At 42.5% G+C, this 13905-nt stretch carries 15 protein-coding genes; 8 read left to right on the top strand and 7 right to left on the bottom strand.

What is annotated here, in order from left to right:
• Positions 1–59: 59 nt before the first annotated feature.
• Positions 60–503 carry an antibiotic biosynthesis monooxygenase family protein gene (locus QUB80_RS28000; RefSeq protein WP_289792738.1) on the bottom strand — a complete coding sequence of 148 codons (444 nt, stop codon included), beginning with the start codon at positions 501–503 and terminating at the stop codon, positions 60–62.
• 178 nt (positions 504–681) lie between these two features.
• Here QUB80_RS28000 and QUB80_RS27995 point away from each other — a divergent pair, with 178 nt between their 5' ends.
• The 4 genes from QUB80_RS27995 (at position 682) to QUB80_RS27980 (ending at position 3282) form a co-directional block, all read left to right on the top strand.
• Entirely contained in the window at positions 682–1212 is a 531-nt protein-coding gene (locus QUB80_RS27995; protein ID WP_289792737.1) for a PadR family transcriptional regulator, read from the top strand.
• Between the two features lie 169 nt (positions 1213–1381).
• Positions 1382–1885, top strand: coding sequence for a DNA-processing protein DprA (locus tag QUB80_RS27990; RefSeq protein WP_026087467.1), 504 nt, complete (start codon positions 1382–1384; stop codon positions 1883–1885).
• A 364-nt stretch (positions 1886–2249) separates the two neighbouring features.
• Positions 2250–2675, top strand: a complete 426-nt coding sequence (locus QUB80_RS27985; RefSeq protein WP_289792736.1) for an MAPEG family protein — start codon at positions 2250–2252, stop codon at positions 2673–2675.
• Positions 2676–2790: 115 nt separating this feature from the next.
• The gene (locus tag QUB80_RS27980) at positions 2791–3282 is read left to right on the top strand and encodes a YajQ family cyclic di-GMP-binding protein (RefSeq protein WP_289792735.1); all 492 of its coding nucleotides are present in this window, start codon (positions 2791–2793) and stop codon (positions 3280–3282) included.
• A 323-nt stretch (positions 3283–3605) separates the two neighbouring features.
• On the opposite strand, the gene QUB80_RS27975 is transcribed toward QUB80_RS27980, so the two are convergent.
• Together QUB80_RS27975 and QUB80_RS27970 are read right to left on the bottom strand one after the other, a co-directional pair.
• Positions 3606–4163: a glutathione S-transferase family protein gene (locus QUB80_RS27975; RefSeq protein ID WP_289792734.1), complete on the bottom strand. Its 558-nt coding sequence runs from the start codon at positions 4161–4163 to the stop codon at positions 3606–3608.
• Between the two features lie 131 nt (positions 4164–4294).
• A complete protein-coding gene (locus tag QUB80_RS27970; protein ID WP_289792733.1) occupies positions 4295–4759 on the bottom strand; it encodes a hypothetical protein in 465 nt (154 codons plus the stop codon).
• A 340-nt stretch (positions 4760–5099) separates the two neighbouring features.
• On the opposite strand from QUB80_RS27970, the gene QUB80_RS27965 reads away from it, so the two are divergent.
• Positions 5100–5819, top strand: a complete 720-nt coding sequence (locus tag QUB80_RS27965; RefSeq protein WP_289792732.1) for a tetratricopeptide repeat protein — start codon at positions 5100–5102, stop codon at positions 5817–5819.
• Between the two features lie 377 nt (positions 5820–6196).
• On the opposite strand, the gene QUB80_RS27960 is transcribed toward QUB80_RS27965, so the two are convergent.
• A complete protein-coding gene (locus QUB80_RS27960; RefSeq protein WP_289792731.1) occupies positions 6197–6607 on the bottom strand; it encodes a slr1601 family putative cell division protein in 411 nt (136 codons plus the stop codon).
• Between the two features lie 413 nt (positions 6608–7020).
• Complete coding sequence (psaM, locus tag QUB80_RS27955) at positions 7021–7116, bottom strand: photosystem I reaction center subunit XII (RefSeq protein ID WP_289792730.1); 96 nt, start codon at positions 7114–7116, stop codon at positions 7021–7023.
• A gap of 332 nt (positions 7117–7448) precedes the next feature.
• Between psaM and QUB80_RS27950 the strand changes: the two genes are divergently transcribed.
• The 3 genes from QUB80_RS27950 to QUB80_RS27940 all read left to right on the top strand — a co-directional run bounded on the left by QUB80_RS27950 (position 7449) and on the right by QUB80_RS27940 (position 11410).
• The gene (locus QUB80_RS27950) at positions 7449–8705 is read left to right on the top strand and encodes an FGGY-family carbohydrate kinase (protein ID WP_289792729.1); all 1257 of its coding nucleotides are present in this window, start codon (positions 7449–7451) and stop codon (positions 8703–8705) included.
• A 70-nt stretch (positions 8706–8775) separates the two neighbouring features.
• Entirely contained in the window at positions 8776–10020 is a 1245-nt protein-coding gene (trpB, locus tag QUB80_RS27945) for a tryptophan synthase subunit beta (protein ID WP_289792728.1), read from the top strand.
• A 235-nt stretch (positions 10021–10255) separates the two neighbouring features.
• The gene (locus tag QUB80_RS27940; protein WP_289792727.1) at positions 10256–11410 is read left to right on the top strand and encodes a SpoIID/LytB domain-containing protein; all 1155 of its coding nucleotides are present in this window, start codon (positions 10256–10258) and stop codon (positions 11408–11410) included.
• Positions 11411–11612: 202 nt separating this feature from the next.
• Here the strand turns inward: QUB80_RS27940 and QUB80_RS27935 are convergent, their stop codons facing one another.
• A complete protein-coding gene (locus tag QUB80_RS27935) occupies positions 11613–12905 on the bottom strand; it encodes a hypothetical protein (protein WP_289792726.1) in 1293 nt (430 codons plus the stop codon).
• Between the two features lie 49 nt (positions 12906–12954).
• Positions 12955–13878: a HEAT repeat domain-containing protein gene (locus QUB80_RS27930; RefSeq protein WP_289792784.1), complete on the bottom strand. Its 924-nt coding sequence runs from the start codon at positions 13876–13878 to the stop codon at positions 12955–12957.
• Between the last annotated feature and the right edge of the window lie 27 nt (positions 13879–13905).

The following is a 13905-nucleotide window of genomic DNA, read 5'->3' as shown; positions in this document are numbered from 1 at the left end:
TAAAATTTCTCCGCGTCTTTGTGTCTCCGTGTCCCCGCGTCAGCCTTAATGATAAGTCTTCAAGCGGACACAGTTTTCAGAGGATGCAGCGCGATCGCTTTTGCTGATATTGGATGTGGAATTTCTCGACTCACATGAGCAACTGATGGATGAAGCACCTTTGTAAAATGACCTTCCAATACCATATGATGGCTAGCCTTACTCACATCAGGTAAGTTGCTATCTTCTTGTTGCCAGTGAACAACTGCGGCTTCATCACACCAATGTGGCAAGTGTCGCATAGCTTGGCGGTGCGAACCAGAGTTGCGGTAATTGCGCATAGCCAACTCATCTTTCCAAGCAGTTAGCGTCCAAAATGCTCCGTATTCGTCTCTCCACAGCTTGCCGCTCAAAAATCCAGGTGTATTGAGAATTTGCCAAATAGTTAAGAGATTGTGCCACAAAAAGGCTGGTAGATAACGAGGCGCTCTCAAGTGCAAGCGCGTAACTGAAATTAATACCATGAGATTATTCTCCTTAGTTGAATAGATGATTTATTTCTCAACAAGGTGTGTCGTGACGTACAATCCTTGCTATTGTCGTCAACAAGCCCTTATACTGTATTCAAAACTTTGAATATGCAACTAGTTGTATATAATTCAGTATATTCAAAAAATTGCATATTGTATATAAAAGATTTTTATGGCACTAGCACACGCTATCTTGGCTTCTCTGCTTGATCGCTCTTGTAGTGGGTATGACTTAGCCAAGCAATTTGACGGTTCAGTCGGCTTTTTTTGGCAAGCAACTCACCAGCAAATTTATCGTGAATTATCCAAACTTGAGGCTCAAAGTTGGGTGACTTCCGAGTTAGTGTCACAATCAGGACGTCCCGATAAAAAGCTTTATCAAGTCACAGAATTAGGAAAACAGCAGCTAAAAGAGTGGATTGCAAAACCATGTGAACCCACACCCATCAAAGACGATTTGTTGGTGAAAATATTTGGTGGTTACGCTGTCTCTAGGGAGGTAATTTTGGCAGAGTTAGAGCGTCACCAGCAAGCGCACCTGGAAAGATTATCTACATATAAAGCTTTAGAGCAGCAGTATTTTCAGAACCCTCAGGAACTGTCAGAACCAGCCAAGTTTCGGTTCTTGACTCTCCTCAATGGCATTAGTTATGAAACACATTGGCTTGCTTGGTGCCAACAAGCAATCAAACTGCTTAGGTGACATCCTCTTGATGCTCACCTGATTAGCTAGAGCGTGGGACTTATAGCCCCCCCGAACCCCTGATTAGTTAAGAAGTCTGAAATTATAGTGATATATCACTCAAAGCAGCTTTGCGTTTGCTCTGGTTCTGTTAAAATAACTAGGTTGTTTAATCTGATTCCGTCCGTCTTTGAGTCAGTCAATAGACCTTATCAACGTCGATACATTAGTGCAGGAACTGGCGACAATCCAACAAACAGGTTCTAAAAGGATCGCCTTGTTGGGTTCTCGTCACGTACCAATTACACATCAAAATCTTATTGAGATGATGTCCTATGCCCTTGTTTTATCTGGCAATCGCATCATCACATCTGGCGCTACGGGTACTAATTCAGCTGCCATTAAGGGAGCAATGCGGGCTGATGCCAATTTATTAACGGTGATTCTGCCCCAAAGCTTGGAAAGGCAGCCCAACGAATCCCGCCAGCAACTCGAACAAGTTATGCATCTGGTGGAAAATCCTGCTAACGATCATCTGTCTTTAGCCGAAGCGAGTTACTTGTGTAATAAGGAGATTATCTCCCGTTGCCAGCAACTGATCTGCTTTGCGTTTCATGACAGTCGTACTCTTTTGCAAACTTGTAAGGATGCAGAAGAACAAAGAAAAGTGGTGACGCTATTCTACTTTGATTAATCATTAGCCAGACGTCAGTGATACATATAGCAGAATATCCTACGGGAAGACGCCCTCTGGACGTCTACAGGAGTTAAAAGTCAGAAGTAAAACACAGGCTTCATTTACGACTTTAAGTCTTGGATTTTGTACCTCACTCTCGTTACAAGTTGTCACATCTTCTTTCATGATGGAGGTAGATGTAGTCAATATGGAGACTAATGATTTTTTAGCAATAACTTATGGATAAATAACTACGGACACATTGTAAGAAAGGAAAACTGCCTTGCAAGTGTCCTTGAGTTTTTGCGATCACAAGCGTTAGTATTAAGCTGCTTTGCGGCTACGTCAAAACATCAAAAGCCTAAGATTTTTAATCTTTTTCATGTTAATGTACCTATTACAAATTCCCATTTCAGCGATTTTTTTGTACTCAATTGCCGCAGCAGCTGTATTAATCTATTTGCCATTTCTGGTCGTGGTTTATGCTCGTGTCATGATTGGGTATGACATAGCCGCTCCCCGTACCATGTTTGATAAGCTACCACCCTATGCCCAACGGGCAACTTGGGCGCACCAAAACTCCTTTGAAGCGTTTATGCTATTTGCCGCAGCAGCATTATCAGCATATGCAACCGGAGTCAATTCTCTACTAGCTGTAGGAGCAGCTTTAGCGTTTGTCTTAGCACGTTTACTATACTCAATTTTTTATATATTAAATCAACCTATTTTGCGCTCTGCTATGTTCGGCGTTGGTTCTTTTGGAATTGCTACTCTTTTTGTCTTAAGTATTATCAAGGCTACTAATTAGTTGATGGTTACTACCAACTACTATACGAACGGGTTTAGCTAAAATATCTTTGGTTAAAAATGCTGAAGATTGAGTTAAATCACCCATACCAACAACCAATTACTAACTCTTTACTATGGCTTCTACCTATTCCTTTGACATTGTTAGCGACTTTGACAGACAAGAATTGGTTAATGCTGTTGATCAAACTGCACGAGACATTAAAAGCCGTTATGATCTCAAAGATACTCAAACAACAATAGAGTTAGGTGAAGAAAATATTATAGTCAACACCGATAGCGAGTTCACATTAGAGTCTGTACACAACATTTTGAGGGAAAAAGCTGCTAAACGTAACCTTTCTCAAAAAATCTTTGATTTTGGCAAAGTGGAATCAGCCAGTGGTAACCGCGTTCGCCAAGAAATTAACCTTAAAAAAGGTATCAGTCAAGAGATTGCTAAACAAATTTCCAAGTTAATTCGTGACGAATTCAAAAAAGTACAAGCTTCAATTCAAGGCGATGCAGTGCGTGTGAGCGCTAAAAATAAAGATGATTTGCAATCTGTCATCCAACGCTTAAAGCAAGAAGATTATCCAGTTGCCTTGCAATTTACAAATTATCGTTAAATTTGGGTTAGTGGTTAGTAGGAGAGGCAGCGCGTTGCGGAGCCAGTGCGCCCTTGCGGGTTAAGCGCGTTGTAGCACCTGGCGTCGGGTTAAGCGCGTCGAGTGCGACTGCCGTGCAGGTTTCATTGATGATTTATCGGTTTTAACCGATAATTTCTCTTCTAAACCGCCCGTACAGTATTTAGTGGTTAATGGCTAATGGCTAAATTTCGCGTCAGTACATTGGCTATTAGTCTGGAGGCATCAGTCCACAAACTCTCGTTACCAGGTTGAACCTGGTAACAAGAACTAGAGCCTCTGGCTCTCTATACTATCTACTATCTTTAATTACGAGCACCAATGCTTTTTTGAAACGCTGGACGCTCAGATAATCGCTTACAGTAGGTAAATAAAGCTGGATAGGTACTCAGATTTAGTTTAAGCAGCATCGTAATATAAGCTAAGACAGATCCTACTGCCACATCAGCGACAGTGAATGTACCACCCAATAAAAATTGTTGGCGTTGGAGAATTTCATTTAGGGGAGTCATCAAGCGGGGTAATTCCTGCTCGCGGGTGGCTTCCATAAACACGCCTGTGCTTAGGGTAGAATTGGCAAACAACACCCACTGAGCTATTTTGGCGCGTTCTTCTAAAGAATGCTTATCTTTGCCATATTTCTCATCGAGATAAAGTAAAATTGCCCCAGATTCCCAAATCTGAAAATCACCATCAACAATTGCCGGGACTTTTCCCATCGGGTTGACTACTAGATACTCTGGTTTACGGTGTTCTCCAGCCTGCATATCTAGCATGACAAATTCGTAGGGAATTCCCAATTCTTCTAGATACCATTGAACAACTGATGCCCGACTGCGAGCGCCGCCGTAAAGTTTCAACATAAGATTTTTTGTTGAGTTTTGATAGTTTAATTGTCAGTTAGTAGTTGTATACAAGTCTACCAGTAAATGCCTCTTTACCCAAAAGTTAAACATTACCTACTAACCAATAACAACTAACTACTATCACCAATTTATAAAACTTTATGGGTGTGAGAGTGCTGTTTGACGTTATCTTCTTTAGATACTACACGTGTAGCGTTTAGAACCCGTTTTCGTTCTGTAGAATAATTCAAATTAGTATAGGTGCTGTCTAGAGGGATCAGAGATTTTGCAGTAGCACTACGTTTGTAAGTTCGTGCCGCAGCGATCGCCCGTAGGGCAAATTCATCACAGAATTGGGCTTGTTGTGGGAAGTTAGCAGGTGTTTTGAGTGTCTCGCCATCAAGTACGCTTCCTAAAGTTGTTCCACAAGCAAACCGATAGGAAGTGGGAATACCTTTAATAATTGCTTCCAACGCCGCCGAGGGAATTGGTTCTATAACTTCAACTTGATGAACTTCTCCGTCTTCTTTGATGAAGCAGGTTGCTAGACCGATGACAATATAATCATCGGTTGTTAAATCAGGTGCATTCGGATAAGTAATTGCTGTTGCCATAAGAAAATTTTTCAAAATTATAATTTCAACTAAAAAATCTCTGAGCCGCTTGTTGGCATTTTACCAAGTTGTTGCTCCTACGAATTGACTATTCTGTTCGATTGATATTTGTCGTTTCTGGAATTCAACTTAGGGATGAAGTATTCATTCTTAAGTTTAAGGATCTATTGGATATGACGAATACTCATATCTGTTGCATACATCTGTTGCACATAATGAGATTCAGATAGAATGCTTCCAAGTACTCATAAACACCTTAACGAGTAACACAGGAGCAGCAATAAAAGCACGAAAAATTTATAGATTGAGTTTAAAAAGTAAATATCTCAGGCAGGACGATATGAATAGTCAATCATTTTTAAAATCTAGTAAACAGCGAAATTACCCCTATATAAATGTTATTAATAATACCAGTAAGTATGAAACAGAGGCTAATAGCAACGATAATTCTGCTTTTGATGACAGTTACTTACGCTTTTGTGCTTTAACTTCGGCTCAACAAGGAGACTACACTGAAGCGATCGCACTGTTGAGTCAACTGATTAATCGTCATCCGCACAATGCCATTGATTACAACAATCGGGGATTAATTTACTTTCAATGCGGACAAAGGCAAAAAGCTTTCTGTGATTATAATAAGGCTCTACAACTGAATCCTAAATTAGTTAGTGCTTATAACAATAGAGCAAACTACTATGCGGCGCGTGGAGAATTAATTGCAGCGATCGCCGACTATGAGCGAGCGTTAGATTTGAACCCTAGTTATGTTAGAGCTTGGCTGAATCAGGGTATTACCTGGCGCGATTTGGGTAAATTTGAGAAAGCTGTTGATAATTTTGAGATGGCATTGCTTTTTGAGCAATTAGAAGGACATATTTTTGCCGAGCGTGGTAGAACTTATCATTTGTGGGGTGACTGGAATTGTGCGATCACTGATTATCGTCGTGCTCTGAATTTACTACCTTTATCTTGCACCACAAGGAACGATCCTGGTTGGCGCTTGCGTTTGCAAGTAGAAAGTTGGTTAAAAGAACTTACTTCTATTTCACATTTTAAATAGGTAGATTTGACACACCTGTATTTTGTGACGATGGGATGATTAACATCTACTGAATTCTTTGTCGCCACCATTTTTTATACTTTGTTAGCTATTTAAGCAACTATATTTTGAGTTAGAGAATCAAAAATAAGCTTGCTGCCAATGCTTGAGTCTAGAATCAAGTTTAGCTTTTCCAGAAATTTCTAGAAGTTTTTGATTTGGCTATGGATAATTGCGTTAGTTTGGATGAAATTTTAGCAAACAAATAGCTATAAACAAATCATCTATCACAATTTACTATTAGCTGCCAGCTTTTTTGATAACTAAGTAATTTATAAATAGCTCTCAGCCAGTAAATCTAAATTAACTCCAATCCCAAATCTAAAATACTAGCTTACTTAATTTGATGACTCTGCTTGTTTAATTTCAGCAGTTTCCTGTTTCATAAGGACAATTGGACGTTGATTGGGAGCTAATCGATGTGATTGCTCTTGCATAATAGTTTTAGCTTGGCTTGGATCGAAATTACGGCTAAATTCTACTTGCAATTTACTTACTCGCTCTTCCATGAGCTTGACTTCAGTGCGGATTTCTCGCAACTTTTCTTGCTGTGATTGATGAAATGGTAAAAGTTTGACTAGAGCAGATATTGCTACTGCTGAGACTAAAACGTTAACTCCAATTTTGGCTGTTGTTTCCAGTGCCAAAACTTGGTAGGAACGTTGTCGTAATTGCCGTTTTGGACGAGGAGCCGCTCGGCGTTTTGGTATTGGCTGTAGCGGAGTTCCAGATGGTTGAAGTGCATTCATAGGTACTAATATATTCTCCCTGATGTAATTGATGCTCAGTAAACAATACTTCTGTGCTGTTTACGATTTTGTTTAGCTGTAATATTACTTTATTTTTCCCAATTTGCTCCAGGTGTATAGCAATTTAAAAATAAACCTGGCACACAAAAGCGATATTTGCAAGTGCTTGACGGTATTTAACCAAAAGTACTAAGCAATTATACTCCTGAGTGCCAGCTTCAAGAGGGCTAGGGGCTAGGAAGAGGACAAGGGGACGCGGGGAGGAAACTTCCGTGCGGAGGTTCCCCGGAGCTTTCGGAGTCTCCGGCTCCGCTCCGTTGAGGAAAGTGTCCGTCGACAAGGAGACACGGGAAATGTAAATAAAATCTCTCCCAATCACCAATCCCTAATCCCCAATCATCAGTACCCAGTACCTATTTATAAAGTTCTGTTGCTAGCCGCCAAGCCAAAAAGCCTGGAATTATTGCCACGACCAAAGCAATGTAGACTTGAGTATCAGAGATAGACATAGTTTAAAGCCTCCTAATTAATCGGTTTATTTACTACTTTTCCCTGTTTTGTCTGGATAGGGGAATATGTTGTTACAAGTTGAAACAAATTGGTCAATAGTCAACGAAAAGGGGTGCAAAGGGGGTAAGGGGGTGAGGGTGTAGAGGAACCCCATAACTTAAGTTCGGGACTTGATACGAGGACGCTTTGTTTTTTCGGGTTATGCTTCTCAAAACAAATATTTCTCTCCACGACTCAAGTCGGGGGCTTGTACCGTGTGGGGTGTGGAAATACAACATCTTCCCCTACACCCCGTTCTTAGTCATTAGTGATTAGAAAAATTTATAAAAATATGGGATTGTACTTAGGTATAGACTTTGGTACTTCTGGTGCGCGGGCTGTAGTGATTGATCAACAAGGGAGTATCCAACACCAGGCGCGATATCCCTTTGCAATGTCTTCTGACTCAAACTTAGCAAGAGACTGGCAAGTAGCTTTGTTTAGTCTACTGGAACACATTCCCAGGAATGTGCGGCAAGAAATTCAGGCGATCGCTATTGACGGTACCTCTTCTACTGTCTTACTTTGCGATCCTGTTGGTAATCCTGTCAGTACACCTTTACTATACAACGATGGGCGAGGTGCAATTGTGCTGGATAAATTGAAGAGTGTAGCGCCTCCAAACCATACTGTTTTAAGTGCGACATCAAGTCTGGCAAAATTGCTATGGATGGCACAACAACCTGATTTTACCCAAGCTAGATATTTTTTGCATCAAGCAGATTGGTTGGCATTTTTACTGCATGGGCAGTTAGGTATTAGCGATTACCATAACGCTTTAAAGTTGGGCTACGACGTGGAAGTGTTGGAATACCCAGAATGGCTGGAAAAACTACAAATTCCAATTCATTTACCTAAAATCATTGCTCCTGGAACTCCTGTAGCGGAAATAAGTCCCGAAATTGCTGTGAAGTTCTGTTTTCCAAAAAATTGTCTGATTTGTGCTGGCACTACAGATAGCATTGCCGCATTTATTGCTAGTGGCGCGAAATTGCCTGGTGAAGGGGTAACATCTCTTGGTTCTACATTGGCTCTAAAACTTTTGAGTCGCACCCGTGTTGAAGATGCCAGGTATGGAATTTACAGCCATAGATTAGGGGATTTGTGGCTAACTGGGGGTGCTTCTAATACGGGTGGTGCAGTGCTGCGGCAATTTTTTACGGATGCTGAATTAGAAAGGTTTAGCCGGGAAATTGACGGCACCAAAGCAAGCGACTTGGATTATTATCCCTTATTAAAAGCAGGCGATCGCTTTCCCATCAATGATCCAAACTTACCACCGCGACTGGAACCACGTCCAGATCATCCCGTAGAGTTTTTGCATGGCTTATTGGAAAGTATTGCCCGGATTGAAGCACGGGGTTATGAATTATTACAGCAGTTAGGAACAGATAAATTAAGCTGTGTATATACAGCAGGTGGTGGTGCGGCAAATGATACTTGGACAGAAATTAGGAAACGGTATTTGCAGGTGCCTGTGGTACGTCCGTTGCATGCGGAAGCAGCTTATGGAAGCGCTATTTTAGCCATGCGTGGGATAAGAGAATAGCTGCAACCATAACCCATCTGCCTCAGACTTTCTTATAATTATCTTCTGTCCCGTAATTGAAAATTATTCCGTGACTACAACTCCCATTCCCCCGAATTCTTCTACTACCCATCGCCCCGATCCCCAAGGACGCTTTGGCCGTTTTGGTGGAAAATACGTTCCAGAAACACTCATGCCAGCGTTGGCAGAACTAGAAACGGCTTACCAGCAATACCGCAATGAACCAGGCTTTGTTGCAGAACTACAACAGTTACTACACGATTATGTGGGACGTCCTACTCCCTTGTATTTTGCCGAACGCCTCACCGCCCACTATGCTCGTCCAGATGGTAGAGGGCCGCAAATTTACTTAAAACGTGAAGATTTAAATCATACAGGCGCTCATAAAATCAATAATGCACTCGGCCAGGTATTATTGGCAAAACGGATGGGCAAGCAGCGGATTATTGCCGAAACTGGCGCTGGTCAACATGGAGTAGCCACAGCTACTGTTTGCGCTCGTTTTGGACTGGAATGTGTAATTTATATGGGCGTTCACGATATGGAACGCCAAGCTTTGAATGTATTTAGAATGCGATTAATGGGAGCAGAAGTGCGTCCGGTGGCAGCAGGAACGGGTACGCTCAAAGATGCCACTTCTGAAGCAATTCGGGATTGGGTAACAAATGTAGAAACGACTCACTACATCTTAGGTTCGGTAGCAGGGCCTCATCCTTACCCAATGATGGTGCGGGATTTTCATGTGGTGATTGGAAAAGAAACTCGCGCCCAAGCAATCGAAAAATGGGGCGGTTTGCCTGATATTCTCATCGCTTGTGTGGGTGGTGGTTCCAATGCAATGGGATTATTCCACGAGTTTGTCGATGAACCATCGGTACGGTTAGTAGGTGTGGAAGCTGCTGGAGAAGGAGTTAGTACAGATAAACACGCTGCTACCTTGACAAAAGGACGGATAGGTGTATTGCATGGAGCAATGAGTTATCTGTTGCAAGATGAGGATGGGCAGGTAATTGAGGCACATTCGATTAGTGCCGGCTTAGATTATCCTGGTGTGGGGCCAGAACACAGCTTTTTGAAAGAAATTGGCCGCGCTGAGTATTACAGCGTCACAGATGAAGAAGCTTTAGCCGCATTCCAGAGACTTTCACGGTTAGAGGGGATAATACCAGCATTGGAAACTGCTCATGCGATCGCCTACCTAGAAAACCTATGTCCACAACTTAACGGTAGCCCCCGCATTGTCATTAACTGTTCTGGGCGTGGTGATAAAGATGTGCAAACAGTAGCTGCAAGGGGACTAGAGGCTAGGGATTAGGATGAGAGGGGAAATGGGGAAGATGGATGAGAAACCGCTTCCCACGCTCCCCGATCACCAATCCCCGATACCCAATCCCCAATGAAGGGGAACAACTAAGCATGAAGCAACGACAAACAACAAAAACCTCGTTGCCAATGTAGAACGGTTAATCTCATCTGGATCTACTGGGGATAACAGGTTGTCTCCAGCAAACTACTGTGTAAAAAATATCATATAACACAACTCTAACTAGATGTTCAGCTGCATGAAATTCCAACTGTTCTTAGCCTCTTTGCTTTCCCAAATAAAAGGACGCCACTGGTGGTTTGGTATTATTTTATGGATTGCATTAATAGCACCAGCGCAAGCATCTGTAATCTTGCGCGTCGCCATTGAGCGGGATGTGAATCAGGTAAAAGTTGGCAGTTCCACAACTGCGATCGTCAAGGATGGTAGCGGTAAGACTCTAGGACAATTGCCGGCAATGAATTCATATTATGCCCAAGCTGTTCCTGGCGGAGTTGCTTTGGATAGGTGGAAATCTCCTTTATTTTGGATTGAACCAGAAGGAAAAGGATTTGTTTATATAGGCGATCGCTGGTATCGGGGCAGAACTTTAGTTGTTCCCACAGAAAAAGGTTTAACCGCCGTTAACTGGGTGGATTTAGAAGAATATCTCTACAGTGTTATCGGTGGCGAAGTGGACGCCAGATGGCCACAAGAAGCCCTCAAAGCCCAAGCGATCGCCGCTCGTACCTATGCCCTTTACAAGCGAGAAAAAGAACGCAATAATGCCATTTATGACTTGGGAAAAACTCCTGATCGCTGGCAGATTTACAAAGGCGTAATTAGCGAATCTCCCACTACCTATGCTGCTGTAGATAGTACAGCCGGGCAAGTCCTCACCTACCAAAATCGAATTATTCTCTCAGCTTTCCATGCTTGCTCTGGTGGGCATACCGAAAACGTGGAAGATGTTTGGGGAAATCCTCTGCCATACCTGCGTGCAGTGCCAGACTTTGATCAGAATATTCAACAGTGCAACTGGGTAAGAAGCTTTTCTCCAGCAGAAATTAGCGCCAAATTTCCAGAGGTGGGCAACGTCAAGCAGATGATTCCAGAGAAGCGATCGCGTTATGGTAGTGTCAAAAGCTTGAAAATCGTCGGCGATAAGGGCGAAAAAATGCTCAAAGGTGAAGAAGTTCGCACTGCCTTAAAGCTAAGAAGCACGCGCTTTAATGTCTCCAATGGAAATGGTGCTTTTATACTTCAAGGACTTGGCTTCGGTCATGGTATAGGCTTGAGTCAATGGGGAGCCTATAATTTGGCAAGACAAGGAGCCAACCACTTGCAAATTTTGGGACATTACTACAAGGGTGTAGCTCTATCGCCAATTAAGGTGAAGTAGAAATACGTTAGATACTACTAACTACTGTAAGGGCGGGTTTAAAAGATAAATTCTCGGTTTGATCTCAAAAATCATCAATAAAACCCGCACGGCAGTCGCTACAACCGGGGGAACCCCGACGCCAGGTGCACTCGACGCGCTTAATCCGCAAGGGCGCACTGGCTTCGCAACGCACTGGCTCCCCTACTAACTACTAACAATCCTATTCCTTAGTTCCTTCCTCAAGCCGCCTTTGCCATTCAGCATCAATTTGTGCAGTATTCTCAACTTCCTGTTCTAGTAAATCAGTTTCAGTTAAGTACACTAAATCTTCTTTGCCGATAACTTTTTCGGCTGCAAATTGTTGTGCGTAGGCAAGTTTTTCTTGCAACTGGGTATCTGGATTTGCCAATACCATCGCTCGTGCTTGCCGTTGGCGATTGCGTTCAGTAATTTTGCGATTGCGCCACTGAATCCAGAAATAGCGCACTAACGGTATCACTAAAAAACCTGTACCGTACCCTAAAAGTAGCCAATAAAACCCTTGTACAAAAGCGACTAGCCCACCTAAAGCAACGGCGGCTGTACCATCTCTGAGCAAACTTCCCAGAACTAAAGCACCAACAAAATTGACTGCACCCAATCCAGCACTCAAAAGAATTTGCCCAGAAGAAGCGGCGCTAAAACGCCAACGGAATTCTTGCAAGAAGGATTGTAATGAGCGATGACGCTTTTTGGTGACACTAACTTGTAATTCTGGAAAATGATAGACAATCTGCCCATGAGGACTTACTTCCGGACGTCCGTTAAAGCGAGTGAGTACGGGCAGCATATAATCTTCATATTCTTGTTGATAAGTCTCACCGATATCATCCAGGTAAGGTGCGATTTGTTCGGCTATTACTGCACCTTGATTGTTGCGAATCACCCCAGCAATTTCTTGCCAGCGCCGCTCTTCTAGGTTAGCGTTGGGATTGCCATCACCAAACAAGAACGAAAACACAGCTTCCAAAAAATTCAACTTGTTTTCTCTTTGTCCCCGTTGTCGCTGGTAGGAGTAGGTATCATAATTGGGGCTAAGATACCAGAAGAAATTTGGGAAATAGAAAAAACCTCCCCCAAAATCACTGCCGCGATCGCCACTATCACGGTCTGAATTAGCAGACATAATGATAATGAGAATGGCGATATAAATTAAGGCAATAGAAACTATTAGGAAAATGCCAAAGGAGATGCGAATTACGTAAAATAGCACACTCCAGATTTTTTTCCACCATTCCTGCAACTGCAACCGCAAATATTTATTGCGTAAAACATCTCGAAAATTTCGCGGAAAGAGGTAAATAATATCACCTGATTCTGCAACCTGCATATGTCCGCCAGCCTCAGAGGCAAGGGCTAATAACCCTTGATTGGCTATTTCAACATTCAATCCGGCTTGGGTTGCCACATCTCCCACAGTGACGCGGTAACCCAATCTTTCTACAGCTTGCATAATGGTGGGATTTAGAGCCATTGCTCTTCCCTCCTAATGAAAATAACTCTCCTTTTCCTAGTGTGACACTCTACTCCCATATCTGGTGGTGGGTGCTTGGGTAGTTAACTCGCCATTTGGGGCTAGGTGTAAGAAATGATTTTACTCGTCTACGTCTCTCCTTCTGCAAAGCGACGAGGGGATCTTGAACAGAGGTAATTGCTTCTTGACGGTATTGTAGTGAGGGGGTTTGCAGTACTTTTAGAGCTTTTTCTAAACTTGAGACAGCCCGATCCAATTCTGAGGTGGATAATTGACTGACATCTTCTTGTAAACTCAAGCCGATGATACTTACAGCATAAGCAGCTGTGTTGCGAACTGTTTCATCCTTGTCTTGCAAACGGGCAACTAAAGCAGGTAAAGCAGGTGCAGAAGGTGTACCAATATAGCCTAAAGCAGAGGCAGCATTTACCCGCATCCACATATCTTTATCTTCTAAAGTTTTGATTAAGGCTGGTACAGCAGTTGCCGCATCTTTGCCCATCGCCCGTAAAGCATGGGTTGCACTGTAACGTTCCCATTTCTTATCGCTATTTAAAGCGGTAATAAAGTAAGGAATGTAGGCTTTTCTGCCAATTTTTTCAATCGCTTGAACTACATAAGAACGAACAGTAGGATCTTTATCACCAATTGTTCGCATGAGAACAATTGCAGCTTCGGATGCAGCTGGGCCAATTTTACCAAGAGTCATTGCTGCACCAGCACGCATTTGAGGATTGGTATCCTGTAAAGCTTTAATTAAGGCGGGAACGGCAGGCTTACCTACAGATGCTAAATAATCTACTGCTGTGGAACGTTGTTGGGGATTCTTTAAGCGTTGAATATAAGAGTTAATTTGTGTTTGTGTTGCTGATTGCGCCCAAGTAGGATTGTCTGCTAGCAAAGGTGATGATAAACACACAAAAGCGATCGCAATATAGAAGCGCAATTTATAGGTATATCTATTCATAAGTATCATTTTAGGTTTGGAAACAAGTTTTAA

It is taken from the genome of Chlorogloeopsis sp. ULAP01, from assembly GCF_030381805.1.
Lineage (GTDB): Bacteria > Cyanobacteriota > Cyanobacteriia > Cyanobacteriales > Nostocaceae > Chlorogloeopsis.
The sequence above is the reverse complement of the archived record's forward strand: the minus strand, read 5'-3'. Positions and strand labels throughout refer to the sequence as shown.

What these genes read in the sequence shown, in the direction of transcription:
- QUB80_RS28000 (WP_289792738.1), bottom strand. Translation starts at nt 503, where the DNA reads ATGGTATTAATTTCAGTTACGCGCTTGCACTTGAGAGCGCCTCGTTAT.
- QUB80_RS27995 (WP_289792737.1), top strand. Translation starts at nt 682, where the DNA reads ATGGCACTAGCACACGCTATCTTGGCTTCTCTGCTTGATCGCTCTTGT.
- QUB80_RS27985 (WP_289792736.1), top strand. Translation starts at nt 2,250, where the DNA reads ATGTTAATGTACCTATTACAAATTCCCATTTCAGCGATTTTTTTGTAC.
- QUB80_RS27980 (WP_289792735.1), top strand. Translation starts at nt 2,791, where the DNA reads ATGGCTTCTACCTATTCCTTTGACATTGTTAGCGACTTTGACAGACAA.
- QUB80_RS27975 (WP_289792734.1), bottom strand. Translation starts at nt 4,163, where the DNA reads ATGTTGAAACTTTACGGCGGCGCTCGCAGTCGGGCATCAGTTGTTCAA.
- QUB80_RS27970 (WP_289792733.1), bottom strand. Translation starts at nt 4,759, where the DNA reads ATGGCAACAGCAATTACTTATCCGAATGCACCTGATTTAACAACCGAT.
- QUB80_RS27965 (WP_289792732.1), top strand. Translation starts at nt 5,100, where the DNA reads ATGAATAGTCAATCATTTTTAAAATCTAGTAAACAGCGAAATTACCCC.
- QUB80_RS27960 (WP_289792731.1), bottom strand. Translation starts at nt 6,607, where the DNA reads ATGAATGCACTTCAACCATCTGGAACTCCGCTACAGCCAATACCAAAA.
- psaM (WP_289792730.1), bottom strand. Translation starts at nt 7,116, where the DNA reads ATGTCTATCTCTGATACTCAAGTCTACATTGCTTTGGTCGTGGCAATA.
- QUB80_RS27950 (WP_289792729.1), top strand. Translation starts at nt 7,449, where the DNA reads ATGGGATTGTACTTAGGTATAGACTTTGGTACTTCTGGTGCGCGGGCT.
- QUB80_RS27940 (WP_289792727.1), top strand. Translation starts at nt 10,256, where the DNA reads ATGTTCAGCTGCATGAAATTCCAACTGTTCTTAGCCTCTTTGCTTTCC.
- QUB80_RS27935 (WP_289792726.1), bottom strand. Translation starts at nt 12,905, where the DNA reads ATGGCTCTAAATCCCACCATTATGCAAGCTGTAGAAAGATTGGGTTAC.